Genomic DNA, 16,991 nt, shown 5'->3' with positions numbered 1-16,991 from the left:
GCAGTCGCGAACGAAAGGCAGGCCCGGCCATGACTCCTGATTACTACCTGGTGCTGGCCGCGGTGCTGTTCACCATCGGCGCCGCCGGTGTGCTCGTCCGGCGCAACGCGCTCGTGCTGTTCATGTGTGTCGAGCTGATGCTCAACGCGGCCAACCTGACGCTGGTCACCTTCAGCCGGATCAACGGTGACCTCAACGGCCAGATCATGGCGTTCTTCGTGATGGTGGTGGCCGCCGCCGAGGTCGTGGTCGGCCTCGCGATCATCATGGCCATCTTCCGGACGCGACGCTCGGCGAGCGTCGACGACGCCAACCTGCTGAAGTACTAAAGGGGTCCACCGGTGGAAGAGACTGTGGAATACGCCCAGGCCACGGGGCTGCTCGGGGGCGTCTGGCTGCTGGTGGCGATCCCGCTGGTCAGCGCGGCCATCCTGCTGCTGCTCGGTCGGCGGGCCGACCGCTGGGGGCACTGGTTGGGCGTCGCGGCCATCGGTGCCGCGTTCGTGCTCGGGCTGGCGTCCTTCTTCCAGCTGCGGGGCCTGGAGAACAAGTCGGTCGAGCTGAGCCTGTGGGACTTCATCGCGGTCGGTGACCTGCGGGTCGACTTCGGCCTGCTGTTCGACCCGCTGGCCGCCGTCTTCGTGCTCCTCATCACCGGCGTCGGCTTCCTGATCCACCTGTACGCCGTCGAGTACATGGCGCACGACGCGGGTCGCCGCCGGTTCTTCGCGTACTTCAACCTGTTCGTCGCCGCCATGCTGCTGCTGGTGCTCGGCAACAACTACGTGATGCTCTACTTCGGCTGGGAGGGCGTCGGTCTGGCGTCGTACCTGCTGATCTCCTTCTGGTACGGACGGCCGAGCGCCGCCACGGCCGGCAAGAAGGCGTTCCTGATGAACCGGGTCGGTGACACCGGCCTCGCCATCGGCATCTTCATCATGTTCGCGACCCTGGGCACCACCCAGTACGACGAGGTCTTCAACGGCGTCGGCTCGCTGACCGGCACCACCGTGCTGGTCCTCGGCCTGTTGCTGCTGCTCGGCGCGGCCGGTAAGTCGGGCCAGTTCCCGTTGCAGGCGTGGCTGCCGGACGCGATGGAGGGGCCCACCCCGGTGTCGGCGCTCATCCACGCCGCCACCATGGTCACCGCCGGCGTCTACCTGATCGCCCGCTCCAACCCGATCTTCTCCGCGAACTCGACGCTCCAGCTCGTGGTGGTCAGTGTCGGCGCGCTCACCCTGCTGATGGGCTGCATCATCGGCGCGGCCAAGGACGACATCAAGCGGGTGCTTGCCTGGTCGACGGTGAGCCAGATCGGCTACATGTTCCTCGGCGTCGGCCTGGGCGGTGGGGCGTACGCGCTGGCCATCGTGCACCTGCTGGCGCACGGCTTCTTCAAGGCCAACATGTTCCTGGGCGCCGGCTCGGTCATGCACGGCATGAAGGACCAGGTGGACATCCGCCGCTTCGGTGGGCTGTCGTCGTACATGAAGGTCACCTGGTTGACGTTCATGATGGGCTGGCTGGCCATCATCGGCATGTTCCCGTTCTCCGGCTTCTTCTCCAAGGAGCCGATCATCGTTGCCGCCTTCGAGCGGGAGGACTGGACCGCCTGGCTCTACGGCGGTGCGGCGCTGCTCGGTGCGGGGCTGACCGCGTTCTACATGACGCGGCTGTTCGTGCTCACCTTCCACGGTCCGAAGCGGTGGACCGAGGACATCGAGCACCCGCACGAGTCGCCGAAGCTGATGACCATCCCGCTGATCCTGCTGGCGATCGGCTCGGTCGGTGCCGGCTTCCTGCTCTCCACCTCGGTGCCGGACTGGCTGACCTCCACCGCCGGTCTGGGCGGCGAGCATGCGGAGCACGAGCCGGTCCTCTCGCACCTCGTGATCACCACGCTGTCGCTGCTGGTCACCGTGCTCGGCGCCGGCCTGGCCTGGTTCCTGTTCCGGGCCGGTACGGCCACCGCGCCGCAGCCGGCCGGGATCCTCGTCACCGCCGCCCGACGCAACCTCTACACCGACGCCGTCAACGAGGCGGTCTTCGAGAAGCCGGGCATCTTCCTCACCCGGGCGCTGGTCTTCCTCGACAACCGGGGCATCGACGGTCTGGTCAACGGGCTCGCCGCCGCCGTCGGCGGTGGTTCGGGTCGACTCCGGCGGATGCAGACCGGCTTCGTCCGCTCGTACGCCACCTCGATCCTGGCCGGCGCGCTGCTGGTGATGGCGGCGTTCCTCGCGGTGCAGGCGGGGTGGTTGGCGTGATCGACCTCAATGCGCCCGCCCCCGCCGGCGGACCACGCATCCACGACGGAGGTAAGGCCGCATAATGTCGAACTTCAGGTTCCTCTCGGTGCTCACCGTGGCGCCACTGGTGGGCGCTCTGGTGGTGGCCTTCCTGCCGCGCCGTCGGCCCGAGCTGGCCAAGCAGGTGGCGTTCGTCTGGTCGCTGCTGGTGCTGGTGCTCTCGGTGGTGATGTGGGTCAGCTTCAAGGCCGGCGGTGACCGGTTCCAGTTCCGTGAGTCGTACACCTGGATTCCGAACTGGGGTGTCAGCTTCACCTTCGCCGCCGACGGCATCGCGCTGGTGATGCTGATGCTGATCGCGGTCCTGGTGCCGCTGGTGATCCTGGCGTCCTGGCACGACGCGGAATCGTCCAAGCGGTCCATCCCGGTCTACTTCGCGCTGCTGCTGATCCTCGAGAGCACGATGATCGGCGTCTTCGCCGCCGCCGACGTCTTCCTGTTCTACGTGTTCTTCGAGGTCATGCTCGTGCCGATGTACTTCCTGATCGGCAGCTACGGCGGCCACCAGCGGCAGTACGCGGCGGTGAAGTTCTTCCTCTACTCGCTGGTCGGCGGTCTGTTCATGCTGGCCGCGGTGATCGGCCTCTGGGTGGTCGGCGGCAAGACGTTCGACTGGCAGGCGCTGTCGCAGGTCGACATCAGCACCGGCACCGAGCGGTGGCTGTTCCTCGGCTTCTTCCTCGCGTTCGCCATCAAGGCCCCGTTCTTCCCGTTCCACACCTGGCTACCGGACGCCGGTGGTGCCGCCCCAGCGGGTGCTGCGGCGCTGCTGGTCGGCGTGCTGGACAAGGTCGGCACGTTCGGCATCCTGCGCTACTGCCTGCCGCTGTTCCCCGAGGCGTCGAAGTGGTTCGCACCCTGGGCGCTGGCGCTGGGCGTGATCGGCATCATCTACGCCGCGCTGCTGGCGGTCGGTCAGAACGACCTGAAGCGGCTGGTGTCGTACACCTCGATCGCGCACTTCGGCTTCATCGGGGTGGGCATCTTCGCGTTCACCACCCAGGCCGGCACCGGCGCGGTGCTCTACATGCTCAACCACGGCCTGGCCACCGGCCTGCTCTTCCTCGTGGTGGGCATGCTGGTCAGCCGGCGCGGCTCGGCGCTGATCAGCGACTTCGGTGGGGCCGGCAAGCTCGTCCCCGTGCTCGCCGGGGTGCTGTTCTTCGCCGGTCTGGCCTCGCTCGCCCTGCCCGGGACCGCGCCGTTCATTTCCGAGTTCCTGGTGCTGATCGGCACGTTCACGGTGAACAAGCCGGTGGCGGTCATCGCCACGCTCGGCATCATCCTGGCGGCGGCGTACGTGCTCTGGATGGTGCAGCGCACCACGCAGGGCACGCTCAACCCGGCGCTGACCGAGGTCGACGGGATGCGCCGGGACCTCAACCTGCGCGAGAAGGTCGTGATCGCCCCGCTGATCGCGTTGATCGTGCTGCTCGGGTTCTATCCCAAGCCGGTCACCGACGTGATCAACCCGGCCGTCCAGGCGACCATGGACGACATCGGCAAGACCGACCCTGCCCCGTCGGTGGGCACCGTTCAGGAGGCGGCAAAGTGACCGAGTTGAAATTGCCGTCGCTCGACTACGCGGCGCTCGCCCCGATCCTGATCATGCTGGGCACCGCGCTGCTCGGCGTGCTGGTCGAGGCGTTCGTGCCCCGGCGCTCGCGGCACCTGGTGCAGCTGACGCTGGCACTGCTGGCCGTGCTCGCCGCGCTGACCATGGTGGTCCTCAACGCCGACGATCGGCTCATCACGGCCGGTCAGGCCATCGCGGTGGACGGGCCGACGCTGTTCCTCCAGGGCGCGATCCTGGTGCTGGCGGCCATGGCGCTGCTCCTGATCGGCGACCGCTCCGTCGAGCGGGGCGGCGCGTTCGTCGCCCAGGCCGCCGTGACGGCGGAGTCGGCCGACGACCGGAAGCAGGCCGAGGGCCGCAACGGCCTCACCGAGGTGTACCCGCTCGTCACGTTCGCCATCGGCGGCATGCTGATCTTCGTGGCGGCGAACGACCTGCTGACCATGTTCATCGCGCTGGAAGTCTTCTCCCTCCCGCTGTACCTGCTCTGCGCGCTGGCCCGCCGCCGGCGGCTGCTGAGCCAGGAAGCGGCGATGAAGTACTTCCTGCTCGGCGCGTACGCCTCGGCGTTCTTCCTGTTCGGTGTGGCCCTGATCTACGGCTTCACCGCCGGTGTTCCGGGCCGTTCCGCCGGTGTCGACTTCGCGACCGTCAACGCGGCGGTGAGTGAGTCTCCGGCCAGCCCGGTGCTGCTCTTCGCCGGCATGGCGCTGCTCGCCATCGGTCTGCTCTTCAAGGCCGCCGCGGCGCCGTTCCACGTCTGGACCCCGGACGTCTACCAGGGCGCGCCGACCCCGGTCACCGGCTTCATGGCGGCCTGCACCAAGGTCGCCGCGTTCGGCGCCCTGCTGCGCGTCTTCCACGTCGCGTTCGAGGGCGGGGGCTGGGACTTCACCCCGGTCCTCGGCGCGGTGGCGGTGCTGACCATGCTGATCGGCGCGGTGCTCGCGGTCACCCAGACCGACATCAAGCGGCTGCTCGCGTACTCCTCGATCGCGAACGCCGGCTACCTGCTGGTGGGCGTGCTGTCCCCGAGCAAGGACGGGCTGTCCGGCACGATGTTCTACCTGGTCGCGTACGGCTTCTCGGTGCTCGCCGCGTTCGCCGTGGTGACCCTGGTCCGGGACGCCGACGGCGAGGCCACCCACCTGTCCCGGTGGGCGGGGTTGGGCCGGCGCTCGCCGTTCTTCGCCGCGCTGTTCACGTTCATCCTGCTGGCCTTCGCCGGTATTCCGTTGACCAGCGGATTCACCAGCAAGTTCGCCATCTTCGGGCCGGCCCTGGAGGGCGGTCAGGCGTGGCTGGTGATCGCCGGCGTGCTGACCAGCATGGTGCTCGCGTTCCCGTACCTGCGGGTCGTGGTGATGATGTGGCTGTCCGAGCCGGGCGAGTCCACCCCGACCGTGACCGTGCCGGGCGGGCTCACCTCCGCCGCCCTGATGATCGGCGTGCTGGCCACCCTGGCGCTGGGGGTCGCCCCGGCGCCGCTGCTCGACCTGGCTACCGGAGCCGCCGAATTCGTGCGGTGAGACGTGGCTCGACCACCGGGGGCCGGCGCGCGGCAGCGTGCCGGCCCCCGCTGCGTATCCCCGAGCCGGAGCAGGTAGAACGGGTGTGGCATGGTTGATGGTGTGGTGATTCCGGCTGGCGAGCGTTCAGGTGCCACCGGTTCCGGCGGTCGCCGGGGTCGGGCGAGCATGAGTCAGTTCGGCGCGCTCGGCCTTCATCTCGCCGATCCCCGCGTCGAGGCATCCGTGCTGGGTCTGCTGGAAGCGGTCGAGGTCGAGCTGGGTGCCAGTGTGGCCAGCGCCGACCCGTTCGTCTCCGAGGCGGCCCGGCACCTTCTCGACGCCGGGGGCAAGCGGTTCCGGCCGCTGCTGGTGGCGCTCGGCGCCCAGTTCGGCGATCCCACGGGCACGCAGGTGGTCCCGGCGGCCGTGGTGATGGAACTCACGCACCTGGCCACCCTCTACCACGACGACGTGATGGACGAGGCGGACGTGCGGCGGGGCGCACCGAGCGCCAACTCGCGTTGGACGAACTCGCTCGCCATCCTGGTCGGCGACTACCTCTTCGCCCGCGCCGCGGACATCGCGGCGGACCTGGGCCCGGAGGCCGTCCGGTTGCAGGCGCGCACCTTCGCCCGGCTCGTGCACGGGCAGATCGCCGAGACGGTGGGGCCGCGTGCCGGCGACGACCCGGTCGCGCACTACCTGAACGTGATCGCCGACAAGACCGGCTCCCTGATCGCCACGTCGGCCCGCTTCGGCGGCATGTTCAGTGGCGCTCCGGCGGAGTACGTCGAGGCGCTCGCCGGGTACGGCGAGACGATCGGTGTCGCCTTCCAGCTCTCCGACGACCTGCTCGACATCGCGTCCGAGTCGGTGCAGTCGGGCAAGACGCCCGGCACGGACCTGCGCGAGGGAGTCCCGACGCTCCCGGTGCTGTACGCGCGCGCGGCCGACGACTCCGACGCCTCCTCGGTGCGGCTGCGGGAGATCCTGGCGACCGGTCCGTTGACCGACGACGCCCTGCACGCCGAGGCGCTGGGGCTGCTGCGGGAGAGCCCGGCGCTCAAGCGTGCCCGGGAGACCGTGCGCAGCTACGCCGAGGACGCCCGCGCCTGTCTGGCCCCGCTCCCGGCGAACTCGTCCCGCCAGGCTCTGGAGTCGCTCTGCGACTACATAGCCGACCGCACAAGCTGACCCACCCTCTCCCTCCTTCCCGGCTGGGCCCCACCCCAGCTCCGTTGATCATGAAGTTATTGCCCCGACACGCCGTCTGATCGGGCAACAACTTCATGATCAACGGGTCAGGGGTGGGGGGTTTTGAGGAGGCGGCTGCCCGTCAGCATCAGGGCGGCGGCCAGCAGCATCGACACCGAGGCCGTGGCCCACATCGTCGGGTAGCCCAGGTGGGCGGCGAGCGGGCCGAGGCTCAGTGGGCCGAGGCAGCCGCCCGCGTACACCCCGGTCTGGGTGATCGAGGTGGCGGCGGCCGGAGCCTGCGGATGCAGCCGCACCACGGCGAAGTTCATGAGGCCGGGCCACGCCCAGCCCAGGCCGAACCCGAGCACCACGCCCGCCACCAGCGGCACCGGGCCGGCCACCGCGAGCAGGCCCAGCCCGACCGCCCCGATCACCAGCATCGCGGCGATGAGCGCGACGTGACCGTTGGCCCGCCGGTCGGCCAGTCCGCCGGCGCCCACCCGGGCGACGACGCAGACCGCGCTACCCAGGGTCAGGGTGAGGCCGGCGAGGCCCGGCGAGAGGCCCCGGGCGGCGGCCGAGTCGACCAGGAAGGTGCCGAGCGCGTTGGCCGCGGCCGACGCCAACGTCGCCGCCGCGCCGACGACCACCAGGGCCGTCGTGGCCCGGCCGCCGCGCGTCCCGTCGGCCCGACGCGCACGACCGGACACCTCCCGGGGTACGGCCGGCAGCGTGGTCAGCGCCGCGACTGCCGCCACCACGAACGCCCAACGCCAGCCGGCGGTGAGCGCGATGGTGGGCACCGCCGCGCCGGCCAAGAGCGTCGAGACCGGGATCGCCGCCTGCTTGACGCCGAACGACAGGCCCTGCCTCCTCGGCGGGACGTGCTCGGCGAGCGCCGCGTTGCTGGCCAACTGGCCGAGGGCGTTCGCGGCGGCGCTGAGCGCCAGCAGGGCGAGCAGCGCCTCGTACGAGCGGGCGAGCGCCGCCACGGCCAGCATCGACCCGGAGGCCAGCACGATGCCACAGCGGGCCACCAGCGCCGGCCCGTACCGCTCGACGAGGCGTCCGGAGGGCACCGAGGCCAGCGCGCTCACGCCGAAGTAGACGGAGACGGCCAGGCCCAGCCCGGCGGGGGAGAAGCGCAGATCCGTACCCATCTGGACGGCGAGGCCGCCGAGCAGGAAGACGGGCAGTACGCAGGCCACGGTGGTGGCCACGGCACCGGCGCTGGCCCGGATGGGGCGGGTGCGGACGCGCGCGGGGGTGAGGACGGTGTCGGTCATCGTGCGGCAAACCTACGCGAGTCGCGCTCAGGCAACTCCCGGTGACCACTGGTGTACGAGGAGTGGATGGTGATCTGGCATCCTCGACCCGAACAGGCATTTCGCACGCGGCCTGTTTTTCATATGGTGTAAGTCCCCGGCGGCGGAGGTGGTTGTGCGCGACCCCTTGGCAGAACCTTCGGACCTGATCCGCAGCGTGTCCCGAGCACTGCGGGTGCTCGAGTCGGTCGGTCGCGCCCCGAAGGGCCTGACCGTCAAGCAGATCGCCCGACGGTGTGAGCTGACCGTGGCCACCACCTACCACCTCGTCCGCACCCTCGCGTACGAGGGTTACGTGATCCGTCGCGAGGACGGCACGTACATCGTGGGTCTCGAGGTGGCCGACCGTTACCGCGAGCTGGTGACCGCGTTCCGTGGGCCGCCGGTGGTCGGCGAGACGTTGCGACGCGCGGCCGTCGACACCGGTTACAGCCACTTCCTCGGTCGGTTCGTGGGCGGTCAGGTCGCCATCACGGCGGTGGCCGAGGGGCACCGTTCGCCGTACCTGGAGGATCTCGTTCCCGGCTTCGACGAGGGGGCCCACGCGACCGCTCTCGGCAAGTCTCTGCTCGCCACCCTGACCGCCGAGCAGCGCTTCCGCTATCTCCGCGAGTACGGCATGCGTCCCTTCACCAGTGCCACGCTGACCGCCAGCGAGACGTTCGAGGCCGACCTGGCCGCCGGTGACCGCCGGGGGATGCAGTTGGAGTTGGGACAGTTCCGCCAGGGGGTGGCCTGCGCGGCGGTGCTCGTGGCACCCGACAAGGACATGGAACGTCGGGTCGTGCTGGCCTGCGCCCTGCCCGCGAGCGAGATGATGACCTCCGCCCGGGTCGTACGCGCGAAGCTGCTCACCGTCGCCCGTACGGTCGCCGACGGCATCGCCGCCGATCACTGACCGCAGCGAGGCCGAGAGGCCCTCTCCCGGGCCGGGAGAGGGCCTCTCGCGGCGGTCCAGCGCCGAACCGCCAGGGGAACGTCAGCTGCCCACCGGGCCGCCGTCGAGGCGCCAGGTGACGACCACGCCCGGCTTGGCGTAGTCGCCGTCGGGCCAGTTCGAGGCGGGGTTCTCCACCGAGGCGCCGGTGATCTCACCCGGGTGCTGCACCGCGACGAACACCGAGCGGTTGTCGCCGGTGATGAACGGGCCGCAGGTCTCCGCGCCGATCGGCACGGTCAGGAACTGCTTGAGGTGGCCCTTCTCCGGACCCTCGACCGCGGTGGCGAAGAGGCCGTCGTTGCTGCCCAGCGCGTTGCCGTCGGTGGAGATCCACAGGTTGCCGGTGGCGTCGAAGGCGACGTTGTCCGGGCAGGAGATCGGAGAGACCTGGGTCTTGTCATACCCGGAGAAGAAGGTCGAGGGGTCGGTCGGGTCGCCGCAGACGATCGGCAGCGACCAGGCGAACGCTTCCGAGGTGTTGTCGTTGCGGTCCTCGACCAGCTCCAGGATCTGCCCGTGCTTGTTGGCGTTGCGCGGGTTGGCCTCGTCCGCCGCCGCCTTGCCGGCCTTGCCGCGGTCGGTGTTGTTGGTCAGCGCGACGTACACCTTGCCGGTCAGCAGGCTCGGCTCGACGTCCTCGGGGCGGTCCATCTTGGTCGCGCCGACCTTGTCACCGGCGAGCCGGGTGAAGGTGAGCACGTCCGCGGCGGTCATCCCGTCGACGAACGACCTGTTGCCGCTGACCAGCTTGATCCAGCGCCCCCGACCGTTGAACGCTCCGTCGGTGGGGAGCGTGCCGGAGCCGTCGATCTCGGCGGCGCTGGTCTGGTCGAGCTTCGCCACGTACAGCGTGCCGGACTCCAGCAGGGTCAGGTTGTGCTTGCGGGCGGCCCAGGAGTTGCCCTTGAGGAACTTCTTGTCCGAGACGAACTTGTACAGGTAGTCGAACCGCTCGTCGTCGCCCATGTACGCGACCACGTGGCCGTCCCTGGCGACGATGACGTTCGCGCCCTCGTGCTTGAAGCGACCCATCGCGGTGTGCTTACGCGGACGGCTCTCCGGGTCGAACGGGTCGATCTCGACGACCCAGCCGAACCGGTGCGCCTCGTTGGGGTGCTTGGCCAGGTCGAAACGCTCGTCGGCGCGTTCCCACTTGCGGCTGCCGCTGGGGTAGCGGCTCGCGGTGCTGATGCCGTACCGGTCGAGCTTCGGCTTCAGCTCGGCCGGCGCGGCGTCCGCGCCCACGAAGTACTGGTTGAAGTTCTCCTCACCGGAGAGCACGGTCCCCCACGGGGTGACGCCACCGGAGCAGTTGTTCAGCGTGCCGACGACCGTACGACCCTTGGGGTCGGCGGCGGTCTTCAGCCAGGCCGAGCCGGCAGCCGGGCCGGTCAGGTCGAACTTGGTGCTCAGCGCGGTGACCCGCCGGTTGTACGGCCGGCGGCCGTTGCCCACGGGCTTCCACTGCCCGGTGCCGCCGACCCGCTCCAGCTCGACCACGGACATGCCGTGCGCGGCCATCGCGGTGCGCAGCTGCTCCACGGAGAGTCCGTCCAGGCCGGGGAACCCGGGGAACATGAGGTCCTCGTTGGTGTACTCGTGGTTGACCACGAGCAGCGCCCGCCGGCCCTGCTTGTCCAGCGGCAGCACGCCCACGAAGTCGTTGTTGTAGCCGAACTGCTTCGACTGCGCGGCGGCGCTCTGGTGGTGCAGGTCGAACGCCGGCGCGCCCGGCAGCACCGGATCACCCCACTTGATCACCACGGCGTGGTCGTAGCCGTTCGGCACGACCAGCGTGTCCAGCTTGTTCGGCGGAATCGGCTTGAAGGTCAGCGCGCCGCTGCCGACACCCGTGGTGGGACGGCCGAAGCCGAAGTTCTCCGGCACGTCCGGGTTGGTGGGGGCCGCGCTGGCGGGGGCCGCACCGGCCAGCGCGCCGACCGCCGTGCCGCCGAAGCCGAGCACCAGGGCGCCGACCGCGCCGGCCCGGACCACGCCGCGCCGGGAGACCTCCGCGTCCACCACGTCACCGAAGTACGCGTTGTCGGACGTGTTCGGTACGGGGTGGTCACAGGCGTTGCCGCAGCGGTAGAGGCAGGTCATGGCGTCACGGGCGCCGTGGCGCTTGCCGGTCAACAGCGGGAGCAGCCGGGGACGGTCGCTCATGGGGGAGGCCTCCAGGTGAGTGTGGTGGCGCGACAGGCGGCGTACCAGCCGGACGCTAGGAGGACGCGGTGAGCGGTCGTCGGCCGCGATGTGAACCGGGCGTGAACACCTGCCCGGCCGCCAGTGGTCTGACCTCGGGCTGAACCGTTCGGCGTCACCACACGTATTCCCGGGCGGACGCACCGCCGGACACGCGCCGGAAGTGAGGAGACCGCCATCAGCGACCATGACGCCCAACTGCTGCGGGCGCTGCACGACGAGCACGCGGAGGCGCTGTACGCACACGCCCTGCGGCTGGTCAACGGCGACCGGCAGCGGGCCGAGGACCTGGTGCAGGAGACGCTGCTGCGGGCCTGGCGGCATCCCGAGTCCCTCGACCCACGACGCGGCTCCGTGCGGGCCTGGCTGTTCACCACCGCCCGCAACCTGGCCATCGACGCCTGGCGTCGACGCTCCACGCGGGTCGGCGAGGTGTTCACCGACGAGATTCCCGAGCCGCCAGAGGTCGTCGACGAGGCCGAGCGTGCCGTCGAGGCGTGGACCGTCGCCGAGGCGTTGAACCGGCTCAGCCCGACCCACCGTGAAGTCCTGGTGGAGTGCTTCTACCAGGGGCGGTCGGTGGCGGAGGCGGCGTCGCGGCTGGGGGTGCCGCCGGGCACCGTCAAGTCACGCACCCACTATGCGCTGCGCTCACTACGGTTGGTCCTGGCCGAAATGGGGGTGACGGGATGACCCGGTGCGAGTTCGCGCACGACGACGGCGCGTACGTGCTGGGCGCCCTGGCCCCCGCCGAGCGGGCGGCCTACGAGCGGCACCTCGCCGGCTGCGCCTCCTGCCGGGACGCCGTCGCCGAGATCGCCGTCCTACCGGGACTGCTCGGCCGCCTCGACCCGGCGGGCCTGGAACAGTTCCTGCCACCGCCGACCGCGCCCCGGGCGCCCGCGCTGCTCGAGGAGGCCCGGGCGCGCCGGCGCCGCGAACGGACCAGGACCCGTCGCCGGTACGCCCTGACGACGCTGGCCGCCGCCGCGTTGGCCCTGGTGGTCGGCGTGGGAACGGCCGCCGTGCTGCCCCGACCGGTCGCCCCGCCGCCGGACCCGGGGGCGCAGGGCACTTCCCGCCCCGCCCCGCAGGTGTCGATGGTCGCCATGCGGCCGGTGGCACTCGCCGGTCCGGTGCACGCCGACATCGGTCTGACCGGCAGCAAGTGGGGCACCGAGATCACCATGCACTGCGGGTACGACGCGCGGACGAGCTACGGCAAGGCCTACCCGTTCCGGCTGGTGGCGAAGGGGCCGAGCGGCGCGAGCGAACAGATCGGCTCCTGGCTCGCCGCGCCCGGCGACGACCTGGTCTTCACCGGCATGACCCGCTTCACCGACGCGGAGCTGGTCAGCGTGGAACTCCAGAGAGCCGACGGCACCCCCCTGCTCACCTACGCAGTCCCCTGACCCGGCGCCCCTGACCCCGCGGCCCCGCGCCCCTGACCCCGAGCCCCCTCCCCACGCCCCCTGACCCCGCGCCCCCTGACCCCGCGCCCCCTCCCCACGCGATCTTGCACTTTCTGTTGCGTCATACCGGGTCCATGCCGACAAATCGGCAACAGAAACTGCAAGATCGCCGCGCCGGACCGGGTTGGGCCGGGTTGGGTTGGGCCGGGCCGGGCTGGGCCGGGGTTGGGCTGGGCTGGGCTGGGCCGGGCCGGGCCGGGCCGGGCTGGGCTGGGCCGGGCTGGGCTGGGGCCTGGCTGGGCTGGGAGGGTGGGGTTAGGGGGTTGGGACCGGGGTGGGGACGCGGGACGTGTTGCGGGACTGGCGTGCGGCGCGGATGGCGTCGGCGGTGAACACCACCAGGGCGAGCCAGACCAGCGCGAAGCCGGCGAGGCGGGCCTGCGGCATCGGCTCGTGGAAGATCAGCACACCGCAGGCGAGCTGGAGGATCGGCGCCAGGTACTGGATCATGCCGAGGCCGGTCAGCGGCAGCCGGTTGGCGGCCCCGGCGAAGAGCAGCAGCGGGATCGCGGTGGCCGCGCCGGCCAGCACCAGCAGCGCGGTGTGCCCGGCCGAGACGTGCCCGAAGGTCATCCCGCCCTGACTCGACAACCAGGCCAGGTAACCCAGCGCGGGCAGCGCCAGCACCGCGGACTCGACGAACAGCCCTTCGGCGGCGGGCAGCCCGAGCCGCTTCTTGATCAGGCCGTAGCCGGCGAAGCTGAACGCCAGGGTCAGCGCCAGCCAGGGCAGCCGGCCGTAGTCGACGGCGAGCACCGCGACGGCCGACCCACCGATACCCAGGGCCACCCACTGCGCGGCCCGCAGCTGCTCCCGCAGCACCGTCACCCCGAGCAGCACCACCACCAGCGGGTTGATGAAGTAGCCGAGCGCGGTCTCCACCACCCGGTCGGAGCTGACGCCGTAGATGTAGGTACCCCAGTTGACGGCGATGAGCGCCGCCGCGGCGACGATCCCGGCGAGCGCCGCGCGTCGGCGCAGCAGCGCCCGTAGGAAGCCGACGTTGCGCAGCGCGCCGAGCAGCAGGGCCACGAAGAGCACCGACCACACGATCCGGTGGGCCAGGATCTCCAACGGGCCGGTGGGCCGCAGCAACTTGAAGTAGAGCGGGAAGAAACCCCAGAGCAGGTACGCGCCGATGCCGTAGAGGTATCCCAGGCGCAGTGGCGTCACGCCTCCACCGTAAGGGGTCAACCTCCCTTTTGTTCCTTTCCGGTGATCGGGGTCACCGGCGGCCGCCGATCGAGGTTCATCCACCGTCCGGGAACGTCCAACGGGGTGAAGCCCACCCGCGCGTACACCTCGTGCGCGTCGTTGGTGATCAGCAGGATCCGTCGTACGCCCAGCTCGTCCAGGTGGTCGCGGACCGCGCCCACCAGCCAGGTGCCCAGGCCGAGCCCTCGCGCGGCCCGGTCGACGTACACGTCGCAGAGCCAGGCGAAGGTGGCGCGGTCGGTGACCACGCGGGCCACCGCGACCTGGCTGTCGTCGTCGGTCCGGTAGATGCCGAACGGCAGCGACCCGGCGAAGGCCCGCACGACGCTGTCCCGGTCGCGTCCCAGCGCCCAGTACGCGTCGGTGGACAGCCAGTGGTGCACGCGGTCCAGGTCGAGCCGGGCGGGATCGGTGCTGAGCAGGTGGCCGTCGGGCCGGGTCAGGGTGAACACGTCGGCGACGCTAACCGACCCGAGGGGGCCGCCGGCCGGCCAATTCCCGAACTCTGGTCATCGGACCGCCCCGCCCCTCGGGGCCGGGCGGTCCGGGACGGTGGTTGGTCAGTCGCGGTCGAGGACGGCCCCGAGGATCCACGTCACGATGCTCACGAACAGGGCGCCGAGAACGGCGGCCGGCCAGAACCCGTCCACCGAGAACGGCAGCCCGGCCTGGTCGGCGATCCAACTGGTGAGCAGGAACAGCAGCCCGTTCACCACCAGCGCGATGAGGCCGAGCGTGAGCAGGTAGAAGCCGCAGCCGACGGTCTTGATGACCGGCTGGAGCACCGCGTTGACGATGCCGAAGATCGCCGCCACCAGGATCAGCGTGGTGACCGTCTGGACGGCGGAGGTCGATTCCAGGTCGATGCCCGGAATGAGCAGCGTGGCCAGCCAGAAGGCCAGTGCCGTGGTGGCCAGCCGAATCAGCAACCCTTTCAGAAAACCCATGGCGGGGATCGTGCCACGGACCATCCACGCGCGTAACCCGGCAGTTGACCATCGAGGACCACCGACCGCGCTCAAGTCCTGAGCGCGGGCGCGCTCAGGCCCGTGCCGGCCGGCCGATCAGCTGGGCCTCGATCGGGGTCGGGGAGAGCAGCGCCCAGCGCAACGCGCGGCGGTTCACCACCGCCACCATGTCGTCGCGGATGCGGGTGAGCCAGTCGGCCGAGGCGCCCAGGCCCAGCGCCGCGCCGGCCAGCGTCGCCTCCGCCGGGTGCAGCCGCTGGAGCACCGCCAGGTCGGCGCGGCTCAACGTGTCCACGTCGGCCGGTGTCAGCTCGTCGCGCACCACGAGGGTGGCCCGCCACGCCGGACCGGGTTCGGTCTCGGCCGGCACCGGTCCGGCGTCGACGACCAGCAGCAACGGTCGCAGTGCGGCGCCGGCCGATTCGGCGACCGGCCGGCCCGGCGGGATGAGCGGAATCGTTCCGCCCGGCGCGCCCACCCCCCGTACGAACGGCTCCCACGCGCGGGGTCGTGCCGTCTGCACCACCACCAGCGCCCCCAGGGCCATCGCACGCAACGCGACGAGCTGCGCGGTACGCACCCCGCCCAGCAACAGCACCCGCGTGCCCTCCGGCCGGAACAGCCGTACGGTGACCGCTCCACCGTGCCGGTTGGTGCCGACCATCATCCCCGCCTCGCCCAGGGTCAGCTCCCAGTCGTCCAGCGCCGCCTCGGGCCGCCCGGCCGAGAGGAGCGCCAGCGGCAGCGTGCCGGCCAGGCCGTCCAGGTGCGCGCCGTCGAGCCGCCGCAGTTCCCCACCCGCGCCGTCGACGAGGCGGCCCAACGCGTCGACGGCCACGGTCAGTTCGGCCGTCGACGTGGCGGCCAGGCGTACGGTCAGCTCGGTCACCGCGTCCGGCCCCGCGCAGAGCGACACGGTCGTCGCGGTCACCGGCAGCGTCAACAGCCGGGGCACCAGAGGCCGTGCCGCCGCCGCACCGGCCTGCGGCCAGCGGACCAGCCGGAACGTCGCCTGGACCAGAGCGCCGGTGCGCAGCGACGGCCAGGCCTGGAGTACCGGCTCACCGTCGTGATGGGCCAGCTCGCCCAGGACCCGCAGCGCTGCGGGTACGCCGAGCGGCCGGGCGGTCAGCGGCCCGAGCCGACGGATGATCCGGCGGGTCGTGCCGGCGAGCGCCCGGCGCAGCGCCTCCGGCGTCCAGCCGTCCGCCCGCAGCACCCGGACCGCCAGCACCGCCCGCTCCCGCCCGACGAGGCGGCCGTCGGTGAGCTGCCGGTACGAGGTCCCGACCGTGCCACCCGCCGTCGGTACGGGCGCCGGTGTGCCGGTGAGCAGCAGTTGGATCCGTACCGGTGGCACGTCCGGCCCCGGCGTCGGCAGCAGCGTGGACGGCGTGGGGATCGCCCGGGGCGCGTCGCCGAGGAGGTCGCCCGGGTCGCCGAGTTCCAGCACCACCACCATGCCGCCGGTGTCCTCCAGCACCGCCGCCGGCCCGCTGGACAACTCGGTCGAGCCGACGACGGCTCCCGGCGCGACCAGGTCGAGCAGTTCGGCCGCACCGGCCCGCTCGCCCAGTTTGCGACGGCGGGTCACGTGCCCGACGGCGGTGCCCAGCCACTCGAAGAGCCACCGGCCCCGGAACCGGACGCAGGCGGCCATCACCAGAAGCGTCGCCACCAACAGCGCGGCGATCATGACCGGGGCGCCCTGGCCGGAGGCGGCGAGGACGACCGCCACGGCGACCTGCCCGGTGACCAGTTGGCCCGCGCGCATCCCCGCACCGAGCCGACCGATGGCGGTCCACCGCGCGGTGGGCCGTCGAGCGGGTACGCCGCCTCCGGGAGCGGCGCCGCCGAGAGTGCCCGGCGTGTTGCCGCCGATCGTGGTCGATCCGACGCCCGGGGCGGCGTCGAGCGACGAGACGGCGGGGATGTCCGGCCCGGCTGTCGGGGAAGCTGCGGTCGGGCCCCACCCGGCGTCGCTCGCCGATTGCGCGCCTGAAGTGGTGATCGGCGGCACCGCGCCTCCTCGACCCGGTCTGGACGTGCCCGGCGGCCGACCGCCCCGGATGCCCGTCACGCGCCGCGACGGCGCTGCCGCACATCGTAGGCGACCGATGGCTGTCGTAGTTGTCCACAGGGGAGAGCCGGGGGGTAGCAGAACCGCTACCAGGCCGCTACCGTCAGCCACGAAGTTCATCGCTGACCCGTGTCCGACCGTGCTCGTCGAGCGGGCCACGCGAGCGGTGCGCTCCCACCGCGGGCGCATTGAC

14 protein-coding genes are annotated in these 16,991 nt (G+C 71.4%); 8 read left to right on the top strand and 6 right to left on the bottom strand.

Annotation, left to right across the window (positions count from 1 at the left end; all coding sequences use genetic code 11):
• The first annotated feature begins 29 nt into the window (after positions 1–29).
• The 5 genes from nuoK to ACIA3K_RS10870 all read left to right on the top strand — a co-directional run bounded on the left by nuoK (position 30) and on the right by ACIA3K_RS10870 (position 6,590).
• Positions 30–329: an NADH-quinone oxidoreductase subunit NuoK gene (gene nuoK / locus ACIA3K_RS10890; protein ID WP_355048264.1), complete on the top strand. Its 300-nt coding sequence runs from the start codon at positions 30–32 to the stop codon at positions 327–329.
• 12 nt (positions 330–341) lie between these two features.
• Positions 342–2,267 (top strand): NADH-quinone oxidoreductase subunit L, encoded by a 1,926-nt coding sequence (nuoL, locus tag ACIA3K_RS10885; RefSeq protein WP_396800485.1) that lies wholly within the window; start codon positions 342–344, stop codon positions 2,265–2,267.
• Between the two features lie 64 nt (positions 2,268–2,331).
• Positions 2,332–3,864, top strand: coding sequence for an NADH-quinone oxidoreductase subunit M (locus ACIA3K_RS10880; RefSeq protein ID WP_396800483.1), 1,533 nt, complete (start codon positions 2,332–2,334; stop codon positions 3,862–3,864).
• Positions 3,861–5,414, top strand: coding sequence for an NADH-quinone oxidoreductase subunit NuoN (nuoN, locus tag ACIA3K_RS10875; protein ID WP_396800481.1), 1,554 nt, complete (start codon positions 3,861–3,863; stop codon positions 5,412–5,414). The genes ACIA3K_RS10880 and nuoN overlap by 4 nt, the downstream gene beginning before the upstream one ends.
• A 90-nt stretch (positions 5,415–5,504) precedes the next feature.
• The gene (locus ACIA3K_RS10870; protein ID WP_396800480.1) at positions 5,505–6,590 is read left to right on the top strand and encodes a polyprenyl synthetase family protein; all 1,086 of its coding nucleotides are present in this window, start codon (positions 5,505–5,507) and stop codon (positions 6,588–6,590) included.
• Positions 6,591–6,697: 107 nt separating this feature from the next.
• Here ACIA3K_RS10870 and ACIA3K_RS10865 read toward each other — a convergent pair whose 3' ends face one another.
• Positions 6,698–7,879, bottom strand: coding sequence for an MFS transporter (locus ACIA3K_RS10865; RefSeq protein WP_396800478.1), 1,182 nt, complete (start codon positions 7,877–7,879; stop codon positions 6,698–6,700).
• Positions 7,880–8,033: 154 nt separating this feature from the next.
• Between ACIA3K_RS10865 and ACIA3K_RS10860 the strand changes: the two genes are divergently transcribed.
• The gene (locus ACIA3K_RS10860; RefSeq protein WP_396800477.1) at positions 8,034–8,816 is read left to right on the top strand and encodes an IclR family transcriptional regulator; all 783 of its coding nucleotides are present in this window, start codon (positions 8,034–8,036) and stop codon (positions 8,814–8,816) included.
• Between the two features lie 81 nt (positions 8,817–8,897).
• On the opposite strand, the gene ACIA3K_RS10855 is transcribed toward ACIA3K_RS10860, so the two are convergent.
• A complete protein-coding gene (locus ACIA3K_RS10855) occupies positions 8,898–11,024 on the bottom strand; it encodes a PhoX family protein (protein WP_396800476.1) in 2,127 nt (708 codons plus the stop codon).
• 216 nt (positions 11,025–11,240) lie between these two features.
• Between ACIA3K_RS10855 and ACIA3K_RS10850 the strand changes: the two genes are divergently transcribed.
• Positions 11,241–11,756, top strand: a complete 516-nt coding sequence (locus tag ACIA3K_RS10850; protein ID WP_357124632.1) for a sigma-70 family RNA polymerase sigma factor — start codon at positions 11,241–11,243, stop codon at positions 11,754–11,756.
• Positions 11,753–12,475 carry a zf-HC2 domain-containing protein gene (locus tag ACIA3K_RS10845; protein WP_355048256.1) on the top strand — a complete coding sequence of 241 codons (723 nt, stop codon included), beginning with the start codon at positions 11,753–11,755 and terminating at the stop codon, positions 12,473–12,475. Before ACIA3K_RS10850 ends, ACIA3K_RS10845 begins: the two co-directional genes overlap by 4 nt.
• A gap of 315 nt (positions 12,476–12,790) precedes the next feature.
• Here the strand turns inward: ACIA3K_RS10845 and rarD are convergent, their stop codons facing one another.
• The 4 genes from rarD to eccE all read right to left on the bottom strand — a co-directional run bounded on the left by rarD (position 12,791) and on the right by eccE (position 16,738).
• The gene (gene rarD / locus ACIA3K_RS10840) at positions 12,791–13,708 is read right to left on the bottom strand and encodes an EamA family transporter RarD (RefSeq protein WP_396800475.1); all 918 of its coding nucleotides are present in this window, start codon (positions 13,706–13,708) and stop codon (positions 12,791–12,793) included.
• A gap of 17 nt (positions 13,709–13,725) precedes the next feature.
• Positions 13,726–14,202 (bottom strand): GNAT family N-acetyltransferase, encoded by a 477-nt coding sequence (locus ACIA3K_RS10835; protein ID WP_396800474.1) that lies wholly within the window; start codon positions 14,200–14,202, stop codon positions 13,726–13,728.
• Positions 14,203–14,310: 108 nt separating this feature from the next.
• Positions 14,311–14,697, bottom strand: coding sequence for a phage holin family protein (locus ACIA3K_RS10830; RefSeq protein ID WP_355049298.1), 387 nt, complete (start codon positions 14,695–14,697; stop codon positions 14,311–14,313).
• A 94-nt stretch (positions 14,698–14,791) separates the two neighbouring features.
• Complete coding sequence (eccE, locus tag ACIA3K_RS10825) at positions 14,792–16,738, bottom strand: type VII secretion protein EccE (protein WP_396800472.1); 1,947 nt, start codon at positions 16,736–16,738, stop codon at positions 14,792–14,794.
• Between the last annotated feature and the right edge of the window lie 253 nt (positions 16,739–16,991).

The organism is Micromonospora sp. NPDC051543 (genome assembly GCF_044454415.1).
In the GTDB taxonomy this organism is placed as follows: domain Bacteria; phylum Actinomycetota; class Actinomycetes; order Mycobacteriales; family Micromonosporaceae; genus Micromonospora.
The sequence above is the reverse complement of the archived record's forward strand: the minus strand, read 5'-3'. Positions and strand labels throughout refer to the sequence as shown.

Excerpts from the sequence above, each read along its gene's own strand:
- nuoK (WP_355048264.1), top strand. The coding sequence starts at position 30 with ATGACTCCTGATTACTACCTGGTGCTGGCCGCGGTGCTGTTCACCATC.
- ACIA3K_RS10880 (WP_396800483.1), top strand. The coding sequence starts at position 2,332 with ATGTCGAACTTCAGGTTCCTCTCGGTGCTCACCGTGGCGCCACTGGTG.
- ACIA3K_RS10870 (WP_396800480.1), top strand. The coding sequence starts at position 5,505 with ATGGTTGATGGTGTGGTGATTCCGGCTGGCGAGCGTTCAGGTGCCACC.
- ACIA3K_RS10865 (WP_396800478.1), bottom strand. The coding sequence starts at position 7,879 with ATGACCGACACCGTCCTCACCCCCGCGCGCGTCCGCACCCGCCCCATC.
- ACIA3K_RS10855 (WP_396800476.1), bottom strand. The coding sequence starts at position 11,024 with ATGAGCGACCGTCCCCGGCTGCTCCCGCTGTTGACCGGCAAGCGCCAC.
- ACIA3K_RS10845 (WP_355048256.1), top strand. The coding sequence starts at position 11,753 with ATGACCCGGTGCGAGTTCGCGCACGACGACGGCGCGTACGTGCTGGGC.
- ACIA3K_RS10830 (WP_355049298.1), bottom strand. The coding sequence starts at position 14,697 with ATGGGTTTTCTGAAAGGGTTGCTGATTCGGCTGGCCACCACGGCACTG.